Annotated in this window: 19 protein-coding genes; 12 read left to right on the top strand and 7 right to left on the bottom strand. The window is 63.4% G+C overall.

All coding sequences use genetic code 11. From position 1 onward, the window contains the following. Window positions 1-203 precede the first annotated feature (203 nt). Genes HMPREF1484_RS06205 through HMPREF1484_RS06240 form a run of 8 tightly spaced genes read left to right on the top strand, consistent with a single transcriptional unit; the run spans window position 204 to window position 8,428 of the window. A complete protein-coding gene (locus HMPREF1484_RS06205) occupies window positions 204-1,388 on the top strand; it encodes an extracellular solute-binding protein (protein WP_016664176.1) in 1,185 nt (394 codons plus the stop codon). Window positions 1,389-1,397: 9 nt separating this feature from the next. Continuing rightward, window positions 1,398-2,291, top strand: coding sequence for an ABC transporter permease (locus tag HMPREF1484_RS06210; protein ID WP_016664177.1), 894 nt, complete (start codon window positions 1,398-1,400; stop codon window positions 2,289-2,291). A gap of 1 nt (window position 2,292) precedes the next feature. Beyond that, complete coding sequence (locus HMPREF1484_RS06215; protein WP_016664178.1) at window positions 2,293-3,093, top strand: ABC transporter permease; 801 nt, start codon at window positions 2,293-2,295, stop codon at window positions 3,091-3,093. After that, the gene (locus HMPREF1484_RS06220; RefSeq protein WP_016664179.1) at window positions 3,090-4,235 is read left to right on the top strand and encodes an ABC transporter ATP-binding protein; all 1,146 of its coding nucleotides are present in this window, start codon (window positions 3,090-3,092) and stop codon (window positions 4,233-4,235) included. Before HMPREF1484_RS06215 ends, HMPREF1484_RS06220 begins: the two co-directional genes overlap by 4 nt. Continuing rightward, complete coding sequence (locus HMPREF1484_RS06225; RefSeq protein ID WP_084813933.1) at window positions 4,232-5,035, top strand: glycerophosphodiester phosphodiesterase; 804 nt, start codon at window positions 4,232-4,234, stop codon at window positions 5,033-5,035. The genes HMPREF1484_RS06220 and HMPREF1484_RS06225 overlap by 4 nt, the downstream gene beginning before the upstream one ends. Next, a complete protein-coding gene (locus tag HMPREF1484_RS06230; protein ID WP_016664181.1) occupies window positions 5,032-5,865 on the top strand; it encodes an inositol monophosphatase in 834 nt (277 codons plus the stop codon). Before HMPREF1484_RS06225 ends, HMPREF1484_RS06230 begins: the two co-directional genes overlap by 4 nt. A 31-nt stretch (window positions 5,866-5,896) precedes the next feature. Continuing rightward, window positions 5,897-7,048 carry a succinyldiaminopimelate transaminase gene (gene dapC / locus HMPREF1484_RS06235; RefSeq protein ID WP_016664182.1) on the top strand — a complete coding sequence of 384 codons (1,152 nt, stop codon included), beginning with the start codon at window positions 5,897-5,899 and terminating at the stop codon, window positions 7,046-7,048. Window positions 7,049-7,078: 30 nt separating this feature from the next. Next, window positions 7,079-8,428, top strand: a complete 1,350-nt coding sequence (locus tag HMPREF1484_RS06240; RefSeq protein ID WP_016664183.1) for a citrate synthase — start codon at window positions 7,079-7,081, stop codon at window positions 8,426-8,428. Window positions 8,429-8,447: 19 nt separating this feature from the next. Here the strand turns inward: HMPREF1484_RS06240 and HMPREF1484_RS06245 are convergent, their stop codons facing one another. Together HMPREF1484_RS06245 and dapD are read right to left on the bottom strand one after the other, a co-directional pair. Then, window positions 8,448-9,374 (bottom strand): hypothetical protein, encoded by a 927-nt coding sequence (locus HMPREF1484_RS06245; RefSeq protein ID WP_016664184.1) that lies wholly within the window; start codon window positions 9,372-9,374, stop codon window positions 8,448-8,450. 2 nt (window positions 9,375-9,376) lie between these two features. Beyond that, the gene (gene dapD, locus HMPREF1484_RS06250) at window positions 9,377-10,327 is read right to left on the bottom strand and encodes a 2,3,4,5-tetrahydropyridine-2,6-dicarboxylate N-succinyltransferase (RefSeq protein WP_016664185.1); all 951 of its coding nucleotides are present in this window, start codon (window positions 10,325-10,327) and stop codon (window positions 9,377-9,379) included. Between the two features lie 69 nt (window positions 10,328-10,396). Here dapD and dapE point away from each other — a divergent pair, with 69 nt between their 5' ends. The 3 genes from dapE (at window position 10,397) to HMPREF1484_RS11290 (ending at window position 12,514) form a co-directional block, all read left to right on the top strand. Next, the gene (gene dapE / locus HMPREF1484_RS06255; RefSeq protein ID WP_016664186.1) at window positions 10,397-11,488 is read left to right on the top strand and encodes a succinyl-diaminopimelate desuccinylase; all 1,092 of its coding nucleotides are present in this window, start codon (window positions 10,397-10,399) and stop codon (window positions 11,486-11,488) included. Between the two features lie 10 nt (window positions 11,489-11,498). Then, window positions 11,499-12,245, top strand: a complete 747-nt coding sequence (locus tag HMPREF1484_RS06260) for a TIGR00730 family Rossman fold protein (protein WP_040386885.1) — start codon at window positions 11,499-11,501, stop codon at window positions 12,243-12,245. 98 nt (window positions 12,246-12,343) lie between these two features. Further along, a complete protein-coding gene (locus HMPREF1484_RS11290; RefSeq protein ID WP_016664188.1) occupies window positions 12,344-12,514 on the top strand; it encodes a DUF3117 domain-containing protein in 171 nt (56 codons plus the stop codon). A 42-nt stretch (window positions 12,515-12,556) separates the two neighbouring features. Here the strand turns inward: HMPREF1484_RS11290 and HMPREF1484_RS06265 are convergent, their stop codons facing one another. Further along, window positions 12,557-13,213: an O-methyltransferase gene (locus tag HMPREF1484_RS06265; protein WP_016664189.1), complete on the bottom strand. Its 657-nt coding sequence runs from the start codon at window positions 13,211-13,213 to the stop codon at window positions 12,557-12,559. Window positions 13,214-13,343: 130 nt separating this feature from the next. On the opposite strand from HMPREF1484_RS06265, the gene HMPREF1484_RS06270 reads away from it, so the two are divergent. After that, a complete protein-coding gene (locus HMPREF1484_RS06270; RefSeq protein ID WP_016664190.1) occupies window positions 13,344-13,775 on the top strand; it encodes a hypothetical protein in 432 nt (143 codons plus the stop codon). A 26-nt stretch (window positions 13,776-13,801) separates the two neighbouring features. Here the strand turns inward: HMPREF1484_RS06270 and HMPREF1484_RS06275 are convergent, their stop codons facing one another. From HMPREF1484_RS06275 to HMPREF1484_RS06290, 4 genes are read right to left on the bottom strand one after another with little or no spacing between them, the layout of a single operon-like run. Beyond that, window positions 13,802-14,920, bottom strand: coding sequence for an Mrp/NBP35 family ATP-binding protein (locus HMPREF1484_RS06275; protein WP_016664191.1), 1,119 nt, complete (start codon window positions 14,918-14,920; stop codon window positions 13,802-13,804). A 6-nt stretch (window positions 14,921-14,926) separates the two neighbouring features. Next, a complete protein-coding gene (locus HMPREF1484_RS06280; RefSeq protein ID WP_016664192.1) occupies window positions 14,927-15,589 on the bottom strand; it encodes a DUF1003 domain-containing protein in 663 nt (220 codons plus the stop codon). 5 nt (window positions 15,590-15,594) lie between these two features. Then, on the bottom strand, window positions 15,595-16,914 hold the full coding sequence (locus HMPREF1484_RS06285) for a magnesium transporter MgtE N-terminal domain-containing protein (protein ID WP_016664193.1): 1,320 nt from the start codon (window positions 16,912-16,914) through the stop codon (window positions 15,595-15,597). Next, window positions 16,911-18,443, bottom strand: a complete 1,533-nt coding sequence (locus HMPREF1484_RS06290; RefSeq protein ID WP_016664194.1) for an aminopeptidase P family protein — start codon at window positions 18,441-18,443, stop codon at window positions 16,911-16,913. The genes HMPREF1484_RS06285 and HMPREF1484_RS06290 overlap by 4 nt, the downstream gene beginning before the upstream one ends. Window positions 18,444-18,474 lie beyond the last annotated feature (31 nt).

Below are 18,474 nucleotides of genomic sequence, written 5' to 3' on the forward strand. Positions count from 1 at the left end.
AGGTGAGCATCAAGTAACAGAAGGCCCAAGTTCGGCTAGCAAAGCCCGTTTTAAACGGGGTCTTTCATGACCACTGCGTGAACTCTTGACGACCTTTCGCGAGCGTGGGCGGGGGACGGGCGTAGCGGGGGCATCGGCGCGCTTAACCTCGAGGCGTCGTCCAAATCGATGCGCCCCTTGCGCGCCAGTGGAAAGGCCACGCAATGTCCCTCAATCGACGTTCACTTCTGTTTGGTGGTGCTGCCCTTAGCTTCGCGGGCCTCGCGACAGCATGTGCGCCAGCCTCGAAAAACTCTTCAGGAGCCTCCGACAAGGGAGGTGAGTCGGCAGCCGATGTGACGGGTGAGGTCGAAGGGACCCTTCGCATCCACGCGGGCGGCGACACCAACGTGCGCGACCTATGGCAGGACGGGCTTGGGCCGGCCTTCACGAAGAAATACCCGAAGGTCACGATCAAGGTTGACCACGATCTGCACTCCGAACGCTCCCAGCAATCGCTCGCGCGCTTGTCCGCTGCCGGCGACGGCGATTCGGGCATGGACTTCATCGATGACGGCTGGGTGACGGACGCGGCAGACGCGAAACTTCTGCTCAACGTGAGCGCCAAAGAGATTCCCGCCCTCGGCGATGTTCCCCAGGATGCGCTTGCCCAAGGACTTGGACAAGCCTTCCCCTACCGAGCCTCCTCCGTGCTCCTCGCGTACGACACGGAGCAAGTCGCCACACCTCCGAAGACTCTCAAGGAGCTTCTGACCTGGATCGAACAGAACCCCGGCAAGTTCGCCTACAACTCTCCTTCGACGGGCGGCTCAGGCTCGGCCTTCGTGACGAGCGTGCTCGACCTGTACATCCCGAAGGACGTCCGCGAGCGTATGACGACGAGCTACGACGAGGCCGACGAAAAGCACTGGGACAAGGGTTGGGAAGAGCTCAAGCGCATCGGTAAGTTCACGTACGGCCAGGGCACCTACCCGAACGGCAACGAACAGAGCATTGAGCTTTTGGTCAACGGCGAGGTCGCGATGATCCCGGTGTGGTCCGATCAGTTCATTTCCGGCCGCGAGTCCGGGAAGATCCCGGAACGGGTCAAGGCGACGCAGATCTCGAATCCGTCGTTCGCGGGCGGCGCATCGTTCCTCGGGATCCCGAAGAACTCGAAGAACAAGCCTGCCGCGCTCGCGCTCGCGAAATTCGCGCTTTCCCCCGAGGGGCAGCAGATCATTTCCACGACAATGGCGGGTTACCCGATCATCCCGCTCGAGGACATGCCCGAGGAGATTCAAAAGAAATTCGACGGCATCGACACGCAGAACCTCGGCCAGGGCTACTTTGGCGACCACGAAGACAACAAGGCCAAGCTCTGGGACCAGAAGGTTCCGACCGCCTAGGGAGCAAGCGTGGCATCGAGACAGTCATGGGTCGGTGTGCTCCTCGCGAGCCCACCGATCCTCCTCATCATCGTTTTCATCGGTTTTCCCGTCATCAATGCCTTCGGCTTGAGCCTCGGGTACACGGGTGGGTTGAACACGACGATCGCCATGATCGGTAAGAACACGCACGAGACGCAGTCGTGGGCTCCAACTCTCGACGCGTATCGCGAGGTCTTTTCGAATCCGCGATTTCTCTCGGATTTGCGGGTGACGGTGAGCATTTCAATTCTCACCACCGTGATCGTCACGGCCCTCGCGTGGCTCGTGGCTCTCGCGATGAGGCTGCGGCCGTCGGGCATCACCCGCATGCTTCCCGCTTTCGCCGTCATCCCGATGTTTATCCCGGGAGTAATCGGGGCGTGGGCCATGATTCGCTTCTGGGCGGCCGACGGTTTCTTTGGCTCAGCGATGCGGAGTCTTGGCGTGGCGAGCCCGCCTCAAATTGCGTTCACGTCGACCCTCGTGCTCATGACTCAGGTGTGGTCCTCGCTTCCGTTTGCGGTCCTCATGGTGTCGTCGGGGGTTCAATCGGTGCCTGACGCCCTGATTGATGCCGCTCGGGACGCTGGTGCGGGAACGATCCGCATTGTGAAGGACGTCGTGGCACCGATGGCATTCGTGCCCACGGTCATCGCCATGACGTTCACCGCGATTGGGAACGTCGGGTCGTTCACGGTTCCCTGGCTCACGGGCCCTTCGGCTCCGACCATGCTCGGCGTCAGTATGACGAAACACTTCAACACGTACGGAGAGCCGCAGCAGTCAGTTGTCATGGCCATTGTCGTGTTTGCGCTCGCTGCGCTGATTGGGGTTCTTTACGTCTGGGCCAACTACCGACAAGCAAAAGAAGAGATGACCTGATATGCCCAGGAAAATTGCGTCAGGACTTGCCGCGCTTGCGTTGCTGCTCTTCGTAGCCGGGCCGATTGTGTGGCTCGCCCTTCACGCCTTCGCGACCGAGTGGCGCGTGCCGAACCTCCTTCCGGCTGGACTCACCTTTGACTGGTGGGGAAAGGTTTTCGGTACTCCAAAGTTCGTCACCTCGATCCTCAATTCGCTCATGTTCGCCGTCCTATCGACGACGCTCACGGCTCTCATCTGCATGCCCGCTGCCTACGCCTTTGGGCGTATGCAGTTCCCGGGGCGCACGGTGATGCTCCTTGGCCTGTTCGCAACGAATGCGTTCCCGAAAATGGGGCTTTTTGTGAGCATTGCGGCTTTGTACTACGCCTTCAACCTCATGGAGACCATTCCGGGTGTCACGATCGCACATATGCTCGGTCAGGTCGTTTTTCTTACGTGGATTCCTGCCGCCTCGTTTGCGGCGGTACCGCGCAGGCTCGAAGATGCCGCGCGCGATAGCGGTGCCGGATGGCTCAGGACTTTCGTGAGCGTCACGCTTCCACTTGCCGCCCCGGGGTATTTCGTCGCCCTCATCATGGCTTTCCTCGCGTCGTGGGACGAAGCTCAGGCCACCTACCTCGTTGGTGCCCCCAGTTATTCCACGATGCCGACCGAGCTCTACACGCTCGTTCTCAATTCGCCGGAACAGGTCGCGGCCGTTTTTTCCATCATGCTCACCGTCCCCTCCGTTGTGCTGCTTCTTCTCGTAAGGAAGCACATCATGGGTGGGGCTCTCGCAGATGGTTTCCAAATCCGATGACACAGTCCGCATCGAAAGCTGCCCGAACCGCTCGCCGGTTCTCTCCCGAGCCGCTCACGCTTAGCTCCGTCAGCATCACGCTCGGTGGCAAGAGCATCATCAAAGATCTTGATCTCGCGATCGGGAAGGGAGAGATGGTCTGTTTGCTCGGCCCTTCGGGATGCGGGAAAACGACGACTTTGCGGATGATCGGTGGGTTCCTCACGCCGGATGCGGGGCGGATCACCGTGGGTGAGCGTGATGTGACGTCGCTGCCTCCGGAGCGCCGGCCCTCGGCGATGGTGTTCCAGAACTACGCGCTCTGGCCCCACATGAGCGTCGAAAAGAACGTGGCATTCCCGCTCAAGGTTGCCAAGGTCCCACGCGACGAGCGCACCGCACGCGTGCGTGAGGCCCTCGCGCTCGTCGGACTCGAGGAGAAGGCCGGGCGCCGACCGGCGCGGCTGTCGGGCGGCGAGCAGCAGCGCGTTGCTCTCGCGCGTGCGCTCGTCCAAAACCCCTCGCTCTTGCTTCTCGATGAGCCGCTTTCGAACCTCGACGCGAAACTTCGCGTCCAGGTTCGCGAAGAGATTCGTCGTATCCAGCAGGAACTTGGCATGACGAGCGTCTTTGTGACGCACGATCAGGAGGAGGCGCTCGCCGTTGCTGATCGCATCGCCGTCATGAACGGCGGCCGGATCGAACAGCTGACTGATCCAACGACTCTGTATCGCCGACCGGCGACGCGGTTTGTCGCGGGTTTCATCGGGACGATGTCCTTCGTGAAAGGGCGAGTGGAGCGCCGTGCCGACGGTTCCGGTCGCATCTACGTCGAAGGTCTCGAGCCGCTGCCGATTGACCTCGTGACCGGAGCGGCCGAACATGCCGAATGCGGTATTCGCCCCGAGAACGTCGTGATTGGCGATCCCCGCGCCGCCCAGCTCAAGGGCACCATTGAGCGCATCACCCCAAAGGGCCACCTCAGCGACCTCGTCGTGCGGGTCGGCGCCATTCGTGTGCGCTCGCTCGCGAAGGCCGACGACTTGCGCGTTGACGATGAGGTGGGGGTGCGCATCACCGAAGCGCTGGTGTATCGCGATGGTGTTCTCGTCGACGCGGCTACCTCGCCTGCCGGACCTACCGGGGAGCAGTCAGCAGCATGAACGGAGAAATGATGAGTCCTGTGCAGCTCGTTGCACATCGTGGCGACCCCGTTGCCCACGTTGAGAACACTCTCCAAGCGATCGCACACGCGGTAGCCGAGGGGCTCGAGGTTGTCGAGGTCGATCTGAGGCTCAGCGCAGAGGGAGAACCCATTCTTCTGCACGACTCCACGCTCGAGCGCTTGTGGGAGTGCACGGCCAGTCCCGCTGAACTCTCGGTGAGCGCGCTAGAAGCCCGTGAGCCGACTCAGCATGGCGCGTGCGCGAATGACCACGGCTTTGAGCGGGGAGTCCCCACGCTCGAGCGTGCTCTCGATGCCGTGGGCGATGCCGTGCTTCTTCTCGATTTCCCGGGCGAACCTGACGGGGCGGAGCAGGAGATTGCGCGCGTGAGCGCCTCGCGGATCCGGGCAATCGCCGCGGGAGAGGGACACCACTCAGATGACCGTCGCGCGGCAGCGGCACGGGCGGAGTTCACGGGGGGAGTCACCGCCATGCGTGCCGTGCGCGAGATCCTCCCCGCTGCACGTCTGCGCATGACCTACCCCCTCGATGGTGTTCCGGATCCCGCCCTCGTCGAGGAGCTCCAGCCTTACTCGTGGAACCCCCACTTTGGCATGTGCTCGCCCACAACCGTGGGCGATGCGCGTGCCCTCGGGCTGCGTACCACCTGCTGGACCGTTGACGATGCCGAGACTGCAAGAGCGCTTGCGGCGATGGGCGTTGAGGCCGTGACGTCCAACCGTGCGGGCGACCTCCTGCGCGTCCTGAACCAGAACGCGGAGGTGCGGGGAGCATGAGCGCCGATCACGTGGGACGAAGGCGCGATGTGTTGACGCGCGCGCACGAACTTGCGCAGTCACTTGCCACATGGGCGATGATCCGCTCGACATCCTCGAACGTTTCGATGTTTGCGACAAAGAAGAACGCCGCTGATTTCGTGACGGATATTGATCTGGGGATCGAGCTTTGGGTACGCCGGACCATTGCGGAAGAGTTTCCGACGCACGCTTTCGTTGGGGAAGAGTTCGAGGACAGCGCCGGGGTTGAGTACACGTGGTACTGCGATCCCATCGACGGCACCACGAACTACGCGCACGGCATCTCCTGGTTTTCATTCTCCCTCGCCATGTGTGATGAGGATGGCCCCGTCGTTGGCGTCGTCGCAGACCCGCGCACGAAAGAGATTCTTTCGGCCATTCGGGGGCGCGGAGCCATGCACCGCGGTGGCCCCATCACGGTTGAACACCGGTCCACTCTGCCCGGTTCCGTCGTTCTCACTGAGCTTCTCGGGGCTACATTCTTCGAGGGCCAGGCGGAATTTATCCGCTCTCTGGGCGAGATCGACGTGACGAGCCGGATCATGGGCTCGGGAACCCTGTCGCTCGTGGGGCCTGCGGTCGGCAGAGGGCATGGTGCGCTCGTGGGGCGATTCGGAGCCGTGGATCACCTCGCGTCCATGCTCATCGCACACGAGGCCGGTTTGAGGGTGCTCGATTGGGACGGCCACGACACCCTGTTTCCTTCTGACCCGTCCACCGGCATCATGGTCGCGCACCCCGCGATCGCGGCGGAGCTGCACGGTATGTGGCGCCGCGCCGTTGAGAGCGAAGGCGATCGAGCTCGGTAAGAGCTGGCACTGGGGTCGTAGGATGAGCACCATGACTTCGCGAACGCCGCTCCTTTCGACCTTGCCGTCCTTTCCGTGGGATTCGCTCGCCTCGGCGCGCGCACTCGCCGAGCGACACCCGGATGGGATTGTCGATCTCTCGGTTGGCACTCCCGTTGATGAAACGCCCCGCGTCGCCCAGGAAGCACTTGTGGCCGCCTCGGATGCGCACGGCTACCCGACGGTCGCCGGAACGGGGCAGTTGCGCGAGGCCATCGTCGATTTCTGTCGCGCACACCGCGGTGCTCCCTCAGCTCTCAGCGCCAGTGGCGTGCTTCCCACGATCGGCTCGAAAGAACTCGTTGCGCACCTTCCGTTCCAGCTCGGCATCGGCACCGGGGAGGCAGTCGCCTTTCCCCATATCGCCTACCCGACCTACGACCTCGGCGCACGGCTCGCGGGAGCCCGGCCCGTCCCACTCGATGTGCGGGCGCTTGCACGCGAGGGGGAGGGGGCGCTCGGTTCCGACGTCTGCCTCGACTCGGTGCGCCTGCTGTGGCTCAATACGCCGTCGAATCCGACGGGAGCGGTGCACGATATCGGCGAGCTGCGTGCCCTCCTTGCATGGGCACGCGAGAGGGACATCATCGTCGCTTCCGACGAATGCTACGCGCCACTCACGTGGGATGTGGACGAGGCCCCATCGATTCTCGATGAGCGCGTGAATGACGGCGACCTCACGAATGTGCTGTGCGCCTACTCGCTCTCGAAGCAATCGAACCTCGCTGGTTACCGTGCCGCTTTTGTCGCCGGCGACCCTGCCCTCGTCGGCGAGCTGCTCGCGGTTCGTAAACATTCCGGGCTCATGGTGCCGGGCCCCGTTCAAAACGCCATGGCAGCGGCCCTCGGAGAGGAAGCGTCGGCCTCCCGCCAGCGCGAAACCTACCGCGCTCGCCGTGAGACTCTCGCACCCGCTTTCGAAGCTTTCGGCGGAAAAATCGAGCATTCCGAGGCCGGCCTCTACCTGTGGACGACATTCGGTGAGGCGAGCGAAGCGAGCATTGAGCGCCTTGCAAAATTGGGAATCCTCGCTGCCCCCGGTACCTTTTACGGCGAGGCGGGTGCGCGACATGTGCGCATCTCCCTTACCGCGACGGACGAGCGGATCGCTAGCGCTGCCGAAAGGCTCCGAGCCGCCCGCTAAGAGCGTTGCGACAGACACGAAAGGAACGCGATGACCGCACACTTTAGCGTGAATGACCGAAACCTGGATCTGCCGCTCGTCGAGCCGACCGAGGGCAACCTCGGTGTTTCGATCGCGGGGCTGCGCAAGGAAACGGGGGCGGTGACGTTCGACCCGGGGCTCATGAACACGGCGCCGACGACGTCGGCCATTACGTTCATCGATGGTGAGGCGGGGATTCTCCGGCACCGCGGCTACCCGATCGAGCAGCTCGCCGAGCACTCGAGCTACCTTGAGGTCGCATTCCTCTTGATCTTTGGCGAGCTGCCCACGAAGGGACAGCTCGACCAGTTCGTGCACTCGATCGAGCAGCGGACTCTTCTCGACGAGAACCTCAAGCGCGTGTTCATCGCCCTTCCGCGCGATGCCGCCCCCATGGCCGTGCTCCAAGCGGGCGTGAGTGCGCTGTCGACCTTCTATCAGGACTCGCTCGACCCGAACGACCCTGAGCAGGTCCGAATTTCGACGTTCCGTCTTCTCGCAAAGATGCCCACGATGGCGGCGTACGCCCACCGGGTCGCAAACGGGCAGCCGCTCATGTACCCGGATAACTCGCTGAGCCTCGTGCAGAACTTCCTGAGGCTCATGTTCGCTTTTCCCGTCGAGGATTTCGTGGCGGACCCGGTTGTGGTGCGTGCACTCGAGCAGCTATTTATTCTCCACGCCGATCATGAGCAGAACTGCTCGGCGACCGCGGTGCGCCTCGTCGGCTCGGCGGGAGCGGACCTCTTCTCCTCGATCTCGGCCGGCGTTGCGGCCTTGTCTGGGCCGGCGCACGGCGGCGCTAACACGCGCGTCATGCACATGCTCGACGACCTTCGAAAGTCTGGTCAGGATCCGCGAGTGTTCATGGAGAAGGTCAAGAGCAAGGATGATTCCACCCGTCTCATGGGCTTCGGGCACCGGGTGTATAAGAATTACGATCCGCGTGCGAAGTTCGTGAAGGGCATTGCCGATACGGTGCTCGAGCGGCTCGGGATCCATGATGAGCGCCTTGAGCTCGCGATGAAGCTTGAGGAGATCGCGCTTCGCGACGAGTACTTCATTGAACGCCATCTCTACCCGAACATCGACTTCTACACGGGCATCATCTACAAGGCGATGGGTTTTCCCACGCACATGTTCACGGTGCTGTTCGCGATCGGGCGCCTGCCCGGGTGGATCGCACAGTGGCAAGAGGCGATCAACGATCCCGACACGAAGATTATGCGGCCGCGGCAGATCTACACGGGCGAAGCCGAGCGCGCATACGTTCCGATCGAGGAGCGTACGGGCACGTCGGAGCTCCTGCTCCACGATCTTCGCGAGGAACTGAAGGCGCGCGAGAACAAGGCCAAATAACCGAGGCTGCGGCCGTGCCTCACGCCCCCTTCGCGAAATAGATCACGACCGCGTCATCCTCGCCGCTTGCCCCGCCCGTTGCGTCGCTGTCCCACTGCGACGACGTCTGGGAGACGTGGCGTGAGCGATCCCAACGGTGCCCGCGGTAGTCGACGCCCACGATATTGTCCTGTGCGGCATGGGCGACGGCCCAGTTCGCGAGCGCCCAGCCGCGCTTTTCGTCGGCCGTCTTGATGACCACGGTCGTGTGACCCGCCCCCTGAGGCGCGTTTGATCCCGCGGCGCCGAGCGAACTTTTCACCTCGCCTGACTCGCTCATCCGGGTGAACTCGCGCGCGAGAGACTCGCGAAGTTTCTCTGGATGCGCTGGACCTCCAGCGGCGGCGAGGTCGCATTCGAGCTCGGGGCCGCTGTTGCCGGTGAGCGCAGAGGAGAAGAGGCGCCCCTCGACCTCGTGATCGGCGTAGGCATCGGGAAACGCTGACCGCTGCACTTTTTGCGCCGCGACGGTGATGTCCATGTCCTCGTACCCCTTGACCTTGGCGAGCTTCTCGTAAAAGGCCGTCGAGGCAAACACAGGATCCATGATCTGCTCTTTTGTGCCCCACCCCTGGGAGGGGCGTTGCTGGAAGAGCCCTACCGAATCGCGATCCCCGTAGTCGATGTTTTTAAGCTTCGACTCCTGGTAGGCGGTCGCGAGGGCGATCGACGCGGCGCGAGGGGGCAGTCCCATGTCGATCGAGACCGCACTGATCGTGGCGGCATTGAGGGTTTGCTCGGTCGAGTACGAATGCGATGTCGAGAGCCCACTCGCGGTGCAGCGGCCCGTGCGCTGGCCGCCGTCAAAGAGAGTGAGCGCGGCGAAGCTCCCGCCCACGACCGCGAGAAAAACCGCAAGGAGCGTGAGCGGGATGACCACGCGAGACAGCGCGGGGCGTTTGGCCATGATTAGTTCGCGTGAAGGTCGGAGTTCAGCTCAACGCGCTTGTTCGAGCGCGAGACGGCCTCGACGGCGCCCGATTGCGAGTTACGGCGGAACAGGAGACTCGGCACCCCGGAGAGGTCGCGAGCCTTGACGACGGAACGATTCTCGCCGTTGATGAGGGTGACCTTCGTGCCCGCGGTGACATACAGCCCGGCCTCAACGATGCAGTCGTCGCCGAGGGCGATGCCGACGCCTGCTTCTGCTCCAACGAGCGAGCGCTCTCCGACGCTCACGCGCTCCGTCCCGCCGCCCGAAAGGGTGCCCATGGTCGAGGCGCCACCACCGATGTCGGAGCCATCGCCCACGACGACACCTTGCGAGATGCGCCCCTCGATCATCGAGGTGCCAAGGGTGCCCGCGTTGAAGTTCACGAAGCCTTCGTGCATGACGGTTGTGCCGCTCGCGAGGTGAGCGCCGAGGCGCAATCGGTCGCCATCGCCGATGCGGACGCCGTCGGGAACCACGTAGTCGACCATGCGGGGGAATTTATCGATCGAGTAGACCGTGGGGCGCCGGCCTTCACTGATGAGGCGCAGGCGCGTCTCCTCGAAGCCGTCCACGGCACACGGCCCTTCCGACGTCCACACAACATTCGTGAGCGCGCCGAAAAGACCGTCGAGGTTTTGCTCGTTCGGTTTTACGAGGCGGTGGGAGAGTAGATGGAGGCGCAAGTACGCATCGGACGCATCGCGCGGCGCCTCTGCCAGGGAAATGGCTCGTGTGACGACTTCCTGACGGGTGCCGCGTGCGGCATCGTCTCGCGCGGCCTTTGCGAGGGCGGCGGCGAGGGGATGGTTGGCGAGGTCATCGGGGGCACTGCCCAGTTCGGGTGCGGGGTACCACGTGTCAAGGGTCGTCCCGTTGTCCGCGATGGTTGCGAGGCCGATGCCCCATGCGCTTGTGTTCTCAGTCATGGCTCACAGGCTATAGCGCGCCTCTTCGGATTTCGTTGGAGCGCGCCGAAAACCTCTACGCTTGTGTGCATGATGAACACGACACCGCTGCCCCTCGATGCGGGCCTGACCGAGCTCACGCGTGCAATCGTCGATACCGAGTCGGTTTCGGGCAACGAAACTCTCCTTGCCGACAGGGTCGAGACGACGCTGCGTACATGCGAGCACCTCGAGGTTATTCGCGATGGCGACACCGTCATCGCCCGCACCCACCTCGGCCGCGCTGAGCGCGTCATTCTCGCCGGCCACCTCGATACCGTTCCCGTCGCAGGCAATCTTCCCTCGTGCGTGCAGGTCGTGGACGGGCAGGAGCGGCTCATCGGCCGCGGTGCGTGCGACATGAAGGGGGGAGTCGCCGTGTTCCTTGCGCTCGCGTGCTCCCTCGCGTCGCCTCGTCACGATCTCACGTGGATCTTCTATGACCACGAGGAAGTGGAGGCAAGCCTCAACTCGCTCACGCGTATCGCGCGCGAACGCCCCGAGCTTCTCGAAGCCGATTTTGCGATTCTCGGTGAGCCGTCGAACGGGGGAGTGGAGGCAGGCTGCAAAGGCACGATGCGGGTGCGACTTACCGCGCGGGGCATCGCGGCTCATTCGGGTCGCGCATGGATTGGGAAGAACGCGATCCACGCTCTTTCCGGTGCGCTGTCGCGGCTTGCGGACTACGAGCCGAAGGACGTGGAAATCGACGGTCTCCTGTACCGCGAATGCCTCAATGCGGTGGCAATCGAGGGCGGCATCGCAACGAACGTGATTCCCGACCGGGCCGAAATACTCGTGAACTATCGCTTCGCGCCGAGCACGAGCGAAGCGGAGGCGCTCGCTCATATCGAAGAGGTGTTTGCTGGGCTCGACCTCGAGTTTGAGGTCACGGACTCCTCGGGCGGCGCCCTGCCCGGCCTCACACGGCCCGCAGCCCGGGACTTTCTCGCGGCCCTTGGCGATGGGGTGAGCGTGGAAGCGAAGCAGGGATGGACCGACGTGGCGCGCTTCAGTGCACTCGGCACGCCAGCCGTCAACTTTGGCCCGGGAGACCCGCTTCTGGCCCACACGGATGGGGAATACATTCCGACGGCTGCCCTCACCCACTGTTACAGGTCTCTTGAACGGTTCCTGAGCTAACGTGGAAATCATGAAAAAGCACTTTCACGGACCACTGAGCGACTACCGCAAGGGCCCCGTTTTCCTGCGCGGTAAACAGCGCCCCACCGAGACCACGGACCAGCGTCTTCTCCAGAACGCGGGCGAGGGCGATTGGGTTCACACCGATCCGTGGCGGGTCATGCGCATTCAGTCGGAGTTCGTTGAGGGCTTCGGCGCGCTCGCCGAACTCGGGCCCGCTGTCGCGCTCTTCGGCAGCGCACGCACGAAAGCTGATCACCCGCACTACGCGCTTGCACGCGAGGTGGCCAGGCGCATCGGCGAGATGGGGCTCGCCATCATTACGGGCGGCGGTCCCGGAATCATGGAGGCCGGCAACCACGGCGCGATTGAAGCAGGAACAACGAGCGTGGGCCTTGGCATCGAGCTACCGTTTGAGCAGGGCATGAACGAATACGTCGAGCTCGGCGTGAACTTTCGTTACTTTTTCACGCGCAAAACCTGCTTTGTGAAGTACTCGCAGGCGTTCGTGGCCTTCCCGGGAGGCTTCGGCACATTCGATGAGCTTTTCGAGGCGCTGTGCCTCATCCAGACGCACAAGATCAAGAAGTTTCCGCTTATTCTCGTGGGCCGCGATTACTGGAGCGGGCTTGTCGCCTGGCTCGAGCAAACCGTCCAGGAAGAGTACGGCTACATTTCTCCCGGCGACACCGATCTCATCAATATCGTTGACACGGCCGACGAGGTTATCGAGGTCCTCAAACGCGATATGAAGTAGCCGTTTACCTCGCGCTTTCTATGCCCTCCCAGGAATCGGCGGATCAAAGTGAAAGAATAGGGACGACAGATCCATTGCCAGAGAAAGGGCGAACGATCATGGCAGCGATGAAGCCTCGTACAGGCGACGGCCCCCTCGAAGTGGCCGAAGAGAGCCGGAGCCTCATCATGCGAGTACCGCTCGAGGGCGGCGGTCGTCTCGTCGTAGAAATTTCGGCGGATGAGGCGCGCGAGCTGCGCGACGCCCTCAACACGGTTGTTCCCGCCTAACCTCATCTCCTGAATTGCCTAGAGGCTGTGGGGGTTATTCCCTCACAGCCTCGCCTTGACTGCTGTCAGCACCCCGTCCCCCGCGGGTGACAGCGCGAGCACGAGATTGTCTCGCTCCTTAAGATCGGCAACGACCTCCCGAATGTGGGCCGTCTCCGGGTCATTCGCTGACGAATCGCCGAGACGATCGTGGTGCATGACGTTCATAATGACCAGTGCCCCACCGAGGCGAATAATGTCGAGCGCCCCCTCCACGAGAGCGCCGAGCCTTGGCTCGCTCGCATTCACGACGATCATGTCGTAGGCGCCGCGCGTGAGGCGCGTAAACACGTCGAGCGGCTGCGCGTTAATCGTGCGCACGCGCGCCTCCGGGATCTGGGCCTCAGCACAGGCCTTGCGCACGAGCCGCACGTTTTCCGGCTCAGGATCGATTGCGGTGAGGGTGGCGTCGGAACCCATCGCACTCGCGAGGTAGAGGCTGAGCGCACCCGCCCCAGCACCCACCTGCACGATCGCCCGTGCCCCGAGCATCGCGACGACGCTACGCGCGTGTGCGGCCGAGCCCGCAAGAACCGGCGCAAGGCCTATCGCGCTGCCGCGCTCGCGCGCCCGCTCACACACCCCGGGGGCGGCAAACAGCCGCTCCTCATCGAGGAATTGCTCGCTGAGCGCCCAGCTCGCCAACTTGCCCGTTGCCATGTGCACTCTCCCTCTTTGCCGTGAATTTCGTGGCACTCAAGCTTAGGCCACGCCGCGCGAGTTTCCCACTTGTGCGTGCAATAATGGCGGAGCACCATTTTGAGCGGAACGAGACAAGGCAGGCACGTCGATGGGTTCAGATGTCTTCCTCACTTTTGGGGGATGGGAACTGCTCATCATCATCCTGCTCTTCACGATCCTGATCGGCCCGCAGCGCCTTCCCGAATACACCCGCAAGGTCATCCACTGGGTGCGCGATCTGCGTAAATGGGCGGATAACTCCCGTGCGTCGATCGAAGACGAAATGGGCATTGCCGTCGACGATCTCAAGAAGTACGACCCGCGCCAATACGATCCGCGCAAAATCATTCGCGATGCGTGGGATTCGACCGGCCTCGAGGACGACGTCAACGATTTTCGCGATGCGGTGAAGAGTTCTACGAGCGCCACATCGGCAGCGGTGGCGAGTGTCGGCGCGGCAGCGAAAGGCTCCGGCAGCGCGGCTGGTTCCAAGGCGGCCCAGGAGCCCGAAGGGACCCCGTTCGACCCCGAGGCAACCTGAGCCTACGCCGCACCTTGCGAGGCGCGCTACGCGAGCGAGAGCGGGAGTTTCCGGCCCGAAAGACCACGCGGTTTCGCGAGCTGCTCAGCGATGCGCATAAACGCGAGGTACGCCTCGCTCGAGGACTCGGAGGCGGTGTGAGGGCGGCCGGCGTCGGACCCTTCGCGCACGCTTTGCGCGAGCGGAACCTGCCCGAGGAGCGGAACGTCCGCGCCCTGATCCTCGCTTAGCTGAGCGGCGACGCGCTCGCCGCCGCCGCTACCGAAAATCTCGAGGCGCTCACCGCTATCGGTGCTCAACCAACTCATGTTCTCGATCACCCCGATGATCGTCTGTTCCGTGGAGCGAGCGAGAGAGCCGATGCGCGAAGCGACGCCGCTCGCGGCTGAGTCGGGAGTCGTGACGACGAGAAGCTCCGCGGTGGGCAGCACCTGCGCGACCGAAATAGCGACGTCGCCGGTTCCCGGCGGGAGATCGAGAAGGAGAAAATCGAGATCGCCCCAGAACACGTCCGTCGCAAACTGCTCGATCGCGCGATGCATTTTCGGGCCGCGCCACACGACCGCCTGATGCTCGGGCACGAAAACGCCGATCGACATGACCTTGACACCGTGGGCGATGGGCGGCATGAGAAGGTCATTCACGCGGGTTGGCTGGGTGCTCACCCCAAACATCCCGGGCATCGAAAAACCGTGAATGTCGGCGTCAAGGACGCCCACGCTATAGCCGAGGCGAGTGAGGGCGAGGGCGAGGTTAGCCGTCACCGTGGACTTTCCGACGCCTCCCTTGCCCGAGCTGATCGCTATCACTCGCGTGAGAGATCCAGGCTTATTGAAGGGAACTTCGCGGCGCCTTTTGCGAAGATCCTCGACAAGGGCACGGCGCTGCTCCTCGCTCATCGTCCCCGACGTCACGCGCACTTCCGTGAGGCCCGAAACGTGAGACGCAGCCTCGGCGGCCTCTTTCTCGATTCGGGAGCGCATGGGGCACCCCTCGACCGTCATCACGAGGTGGATGAGAGCCACCCCCTCAGGTGTGACCTCAACAGAGCTGACCATGCCAACATCGGTGATGGGGCGGCCGAGATCGGGGTCGATCACGCGCGTGAGCGCGGAGCGAACCTGCGAGGCAAGGTCAGTTCTCACGGGGCCTCACTCCGCAGCATCGCTGCGCATCTGCTCGAGTTCCTCGCGGAGCACGGCGCGAATGTCCTCGCGCAGGAGCGAGCGCAAATGCGCGTGATCGCGTGCGGGTTCGATCGGTTCAGCGCCATCCGCGGTTTCCGCGGCCGGTGTGGGGTCGTCGTCGCCAGCCTGAAGCTCCTCGAGGAGGTCTCGAAGCTCGCCGCGCACGTAGTCGCGGGTGGCCACATCCGCCATCGCGATGCGCAAGCTCGCGATTTCACGCGTGATGAACTCCGTGGTCGCGTGAGCCTTTTCGTTCGACTGGCGATCCTGCTCGGCCTGCACGCGGTCGCGGTCGGCCTGGCGGTTGTCCGAAAGGAGCAGAAGCGGAGCGGCATACGACGCCTGGAGCGAGAGAATCAGGGTCAGAAGCGTGAAGTTGAGCGCGCGGGGGTCGAACTGGACCGATTCGGGAAGGAACGTGTTCCACCCGAGCCACACGCCACAGAAAATCGTCATGCCCACGAGGAACGCGGGCGTACCCATGAACCGCGCAATCGCCTCGGCCATGCGGCCGAAACCATCATTGTTGTCGTCCTTCGGGCGGCGCCTCGAAAACATGCGCCACAGCCCGCGCCTCTTGCGCGCGGGATCATCGAGCTGGGGGCGCTTCTTCTTGCCACGTGCCATCTAGCTCACCCCTCCTGGTCCGAAATTGCCCTCGCGATCCCCGTGAGGTCGATCTGCCCCGTCGTCGTTGCGACGGGCTCATCGCTCTCGCGCCAATCCTCTGGAAGAACGTGGTCGAGGACGTCATCGACCGTCACGGCACCGAGAAGGTGGGAATCCTTATCGACCACGGGAAGCGACACAAGATTGTACGTCGCCATTTCGCGAGTCACGTCATGGAGATGGCTCGTAGGGGCCATCGTCACCTGATCCTGATCGATGATTTCGCCCACGGGGCGCTCGGGACGTTCGCGAAGCAAATGCTGGAAGTGCACGCCCCCGAGGAGCTTGCCCGTGGGCGTCTCGAGCGGCTGGCGGCACACGTACACCATCGACGCGAGCGCGGGGGAGATCTCCTCGCGAGATATGAGAGCGAGGCAGTGCGCGACCGGGGTCTCGGGGGCGACGATCAGCGGCTCGGTCGTCATGAGCCCGCCGGCCGTGTACTCGTCGTAGGCGAGCAGGCGGCGCACGTCCTCGGCCTCCTCCGGCTCCATGCGCGTGAGGAGATCCTGGCCCATAGGTTCGGGAAGCTCCTGGAGAAGGTCCGCAGCGTCATCCGGGTCCATCGCATCGAGAATGTCCGCGGCGCGCTCTGATTCGAGTCCCTGCATGAGCTCAACACGGATGTCCTCGGGAAGTTCCTCGAGAACCCATCCGAGGCGCTCGTTTGAAAGGTCACGCACGATGTCGGCGCGGCGTTTCGGCTCCATCTCCTGGATGAGATCCGCGAGGTCAGCGGGCTTGAGGTCCGAATACGAGGCCAGCAGAATCTGTGCGGACTGCTCCGCCTGAGTCCCGAAGAGGCCCTTGACCTCATCGACACCGACCGTGAGCGTCTCATTGCGGCCCACGAGCTTCGAAAACGCGTTCTTAGCCTTCGACCGGCGCACGTGGAGCCTCGTGATCTCCCATTCCTTAGAGATCTGGTCCTGCTCGAGCGCGACATCTTCAACGAACGCGTCGCCCGTCCCGTCAACGAGGTTCACCTTGCGGTCGAGCAGATCACCCACCGCGAGAATTTCGCTCTTGCGCATTTCGAAGCGGCGAAGGTTGAGGGAACCGTCGGAAATGACCTGGCCGGTCGAGATCGACGTGACCTTCGTGATCGGCAAGAAAATGCGCTTCTTCCCGGGCACCTCGATGACGAGTCCCACCGCGCGTGCGGTGTGGGTCTCTTGCGGAATCAGAACGACATCGCGGACCTTGCCAATGCGGTCACCGAGCGGGTCGAAAAGCCCGGTGCCCGCGAGGCGTGCGGCAAAGAAACGCTCGTGCGGGCTCACTTGAGCAACTCCGCCATCCAAGCCTCGATCGCGTCGATCTCGCGGGGAAGCTCGCGCGAGAGGTTCTCGACGCCGTCCTTCGTCACGAGAACGTCGTCCTCGATGCGCACACCGATGCCGCGCAGCTCTTCGGGAACGAGGAGGTCGTTCTCCTTGAAGTACAGGCCCGGCTCGATCGTGAACACCATGCCCTCCTCGAGGGTCGCATCGAGGTACATTTCGCGGCGTGCCTGGGCGCAGTCGTGAACATCCATGCCGAGGTGGTGGCTTGTGCCGTGCACCATCCAGCGGCGGTGATACTGGCCCTCGGGCTTGAGGGACTCCTCGGCGCTCACGGGAAGCAAGCCCCACTGATCGAGGCGGTCCGCGATAACCTCCATCGCGGTCGCGTGCAGGTCGCGGAACTTCATTCCGGGCTTCGCCGCGGCAAACACGGCATCGGCAGCGTCGAGAACGGCCTGGTAGACCTTCTTCTGCGGCTCCGTGAAGGTACCCGTCACGGGGAGCGTGCGCGTGACATCCGCGGTGTAGAGCGAATCGACTTCACAACCTGCGTCGATGAGGATCAGGTCGCCTTCCTTGACGGCGCCGTTGTTTCGCACCCAGTGAAGCGTGCACGCATTCGGGCCGGAGGCCGCGATCGTGTCGTAGCCGACGCCGTTGCCGTCGGCGCGCGCCGTACGGTTGAAGACCGTCTCCACGACGCGCTCACCGCGCTCGTGGGCGATGGCCTCCGGGAAGTTCCGCACGACCTCGTGGAAACCCTTGATTGTCGTCGCGACAGCGGCTCGCATCTGCTCGATTTCCCATGCGTCCTTGACAACGCGGGACTCAGACGCGCTCTGCTCGAGGAACGAATTGACCGTGCGGGCCTTTTGCCCGCCTTCGAGGCCGTTTTGCTCGCGGATTTCGGCGACGAGCGCATCGATGCGTTCATCGACTCCTTCGATGACAGCGAGGTCGAGGTTGTCGCCAAGGTCCTTCGCAAGCGCGTCGCGCAGCTCGTCGATGTGGCGGCACGGCACGCCGATCTGCTCCTCGACTTCCTCGAGCGTGGGGCGGCGCCCGACCCACATTTCGCCGTAGCGAGAATCCGCGAAGAATTCGTTGGTCTCCGGGCCCGAGCGCGGCTTGAAGAAGTACGTGGCCTGACTCTTGCGGGGATCCTCGGCGTCGGGCTCGACGACGAACACCGAATCGGGCTCCTCATCGGTGCCGAGGCCCGAGTAGTACGCAAACGCCGTGTGGGGGCGGAACTGATAGTCGCAATCGTTGCTGCGGACCTTGAGGCCCCCGGCGGGAAGCACCATTCGAGTTGCGGGCACCGTCTCGACGAGACAGTCGCGCCGTGCGGGCGTGAAATCGGCAACGGCACGGCGGCCTGCCGGCGGGAGCGTCTCATCCCACCCTTGGGTGAGGAAGCTAAGAAAAGCCTCGCTCGTGGGGCGCTGGCTGCGGGTATCGCCCCTCGACTTCAGATCGTCGGTGGTCTCGGGGGCGCTGGACTTTGAATTATTGATCTCACTCACCCTTCGATATTCTCACGGGGGAGCGCCAAGA

The organism is Dermabacter sp. HFH0086 (assembly GCF_000413375.1).
In the GTDB taxonomy this organism is placed as follows: Bacteria; Actinomycetota; Actinomycetes; order Actinomycetales; family Dermabacteraceae; genus Dermabacter; species Dermabacter hominis.

Coding starts and splice junctions, on each gene's coding strand:
- HMPREF1484_RS06245 (WP_016664184.1), bottom strand. CDS start 9,374: ATGGCCAAACGCCCCGCGCTGTCTCGCGTGGTCATCCCGCTCACGCTC.
- HMPREF1484_RS06270 (WP_016664190.1), top strand. CDS start 13,344: ATGGGTTCAGATGTCTTCCTCACTTTTGGGGGATGGGAACTGCTCATC.
- HMPREF1484_RS06260 (WP_040386885.1), top strand. CDS start 11,499: ATGAAAAAGCACTTTCACGGACCACTGAGCGACTACCGCAAGGGCCCC.
- HMPREF1484_RS06240 (WP_016664183.1), top strand. CDS start 7,079: ATGACCGCACACTTTAGCGTGAATGACCGAAACCTGGATCTGCCGCTC.
- dapC (WP_016664182.1), top strand. CDS start 5,897: ATGACTTCGCGAACGCCGCTCCTTTCGACCTTGCCGTCCTTTCCGTGG.
- HMPREF1484_RS06230 (WP_016664181.1), top strand. CDS start 5,032: ATGAGCGCCGATCACGTGGGACGAAGGCGCGATGTGTTGACGCGCGCG.
- dapE (WP_016664186.1), top strand. CDS start 10,397: ATGATGAACACGACACCGCTGCCCCTCGATGCGGGCCTGACCGAGCTC.
- HMPREF1484_RS06215 (WP_016664178.1), top strand. CDS start 2,293: ATGCCCAGGAAAATTGCGTCAGGACTTGCCGCGCTTGCGTTGCTGCTC.
- HMPREF1484_RS06225 (WP_084813933.1), top strand. CDS start 4,232: ATGAACGGAGAAATGATGAGTCCTGTGCAGCTCGTTGCACATCGTGGC.
- HMPREF1484_RS06280 (WP_016664192.1), bottom strand. CDS start 15,589: ATGGCACGTGGCAAGAAGAAGCGCCCCCAGCTCGATGATCCCGCGCGC.
- HMPREF1484_RS06265 (WP_016664189.1), bottom strand. CDS start 13,213: ATGGCAACGGGCAAGTTGGCGAGCTGGGCGCTCAGCGAGCAATTCCTC.
- dapD (WP_016664185.1), bottom strand. CDS start 10,327: ATGACTGAGAACACAAGCGCATGGGGCATCGGCCTCGCAACCATCGCG.
- HMPREF1484_RS06220 (WP_016664179.1), top strand. CDS start 3,090: ATGACACAGTCCGCATCGAAAGCTGCCCGAACCGCTCGCCGGTTCTCT.
- HMPREF1484_RS06205 (WP_016664176.1), top strand. CDS start 204: ATGTCCCTCAATCGACGTTCACTTCTGTTTGGTGGTGCTGCCCTTAGC.
- HMPREF1484_RS11290 (WP_016664188.1), top strand. CDS start 12,344: ATGGCAGCGATGAAGCCTCGTACAGGCGACGGCCCCCTCGAAGTGGCC.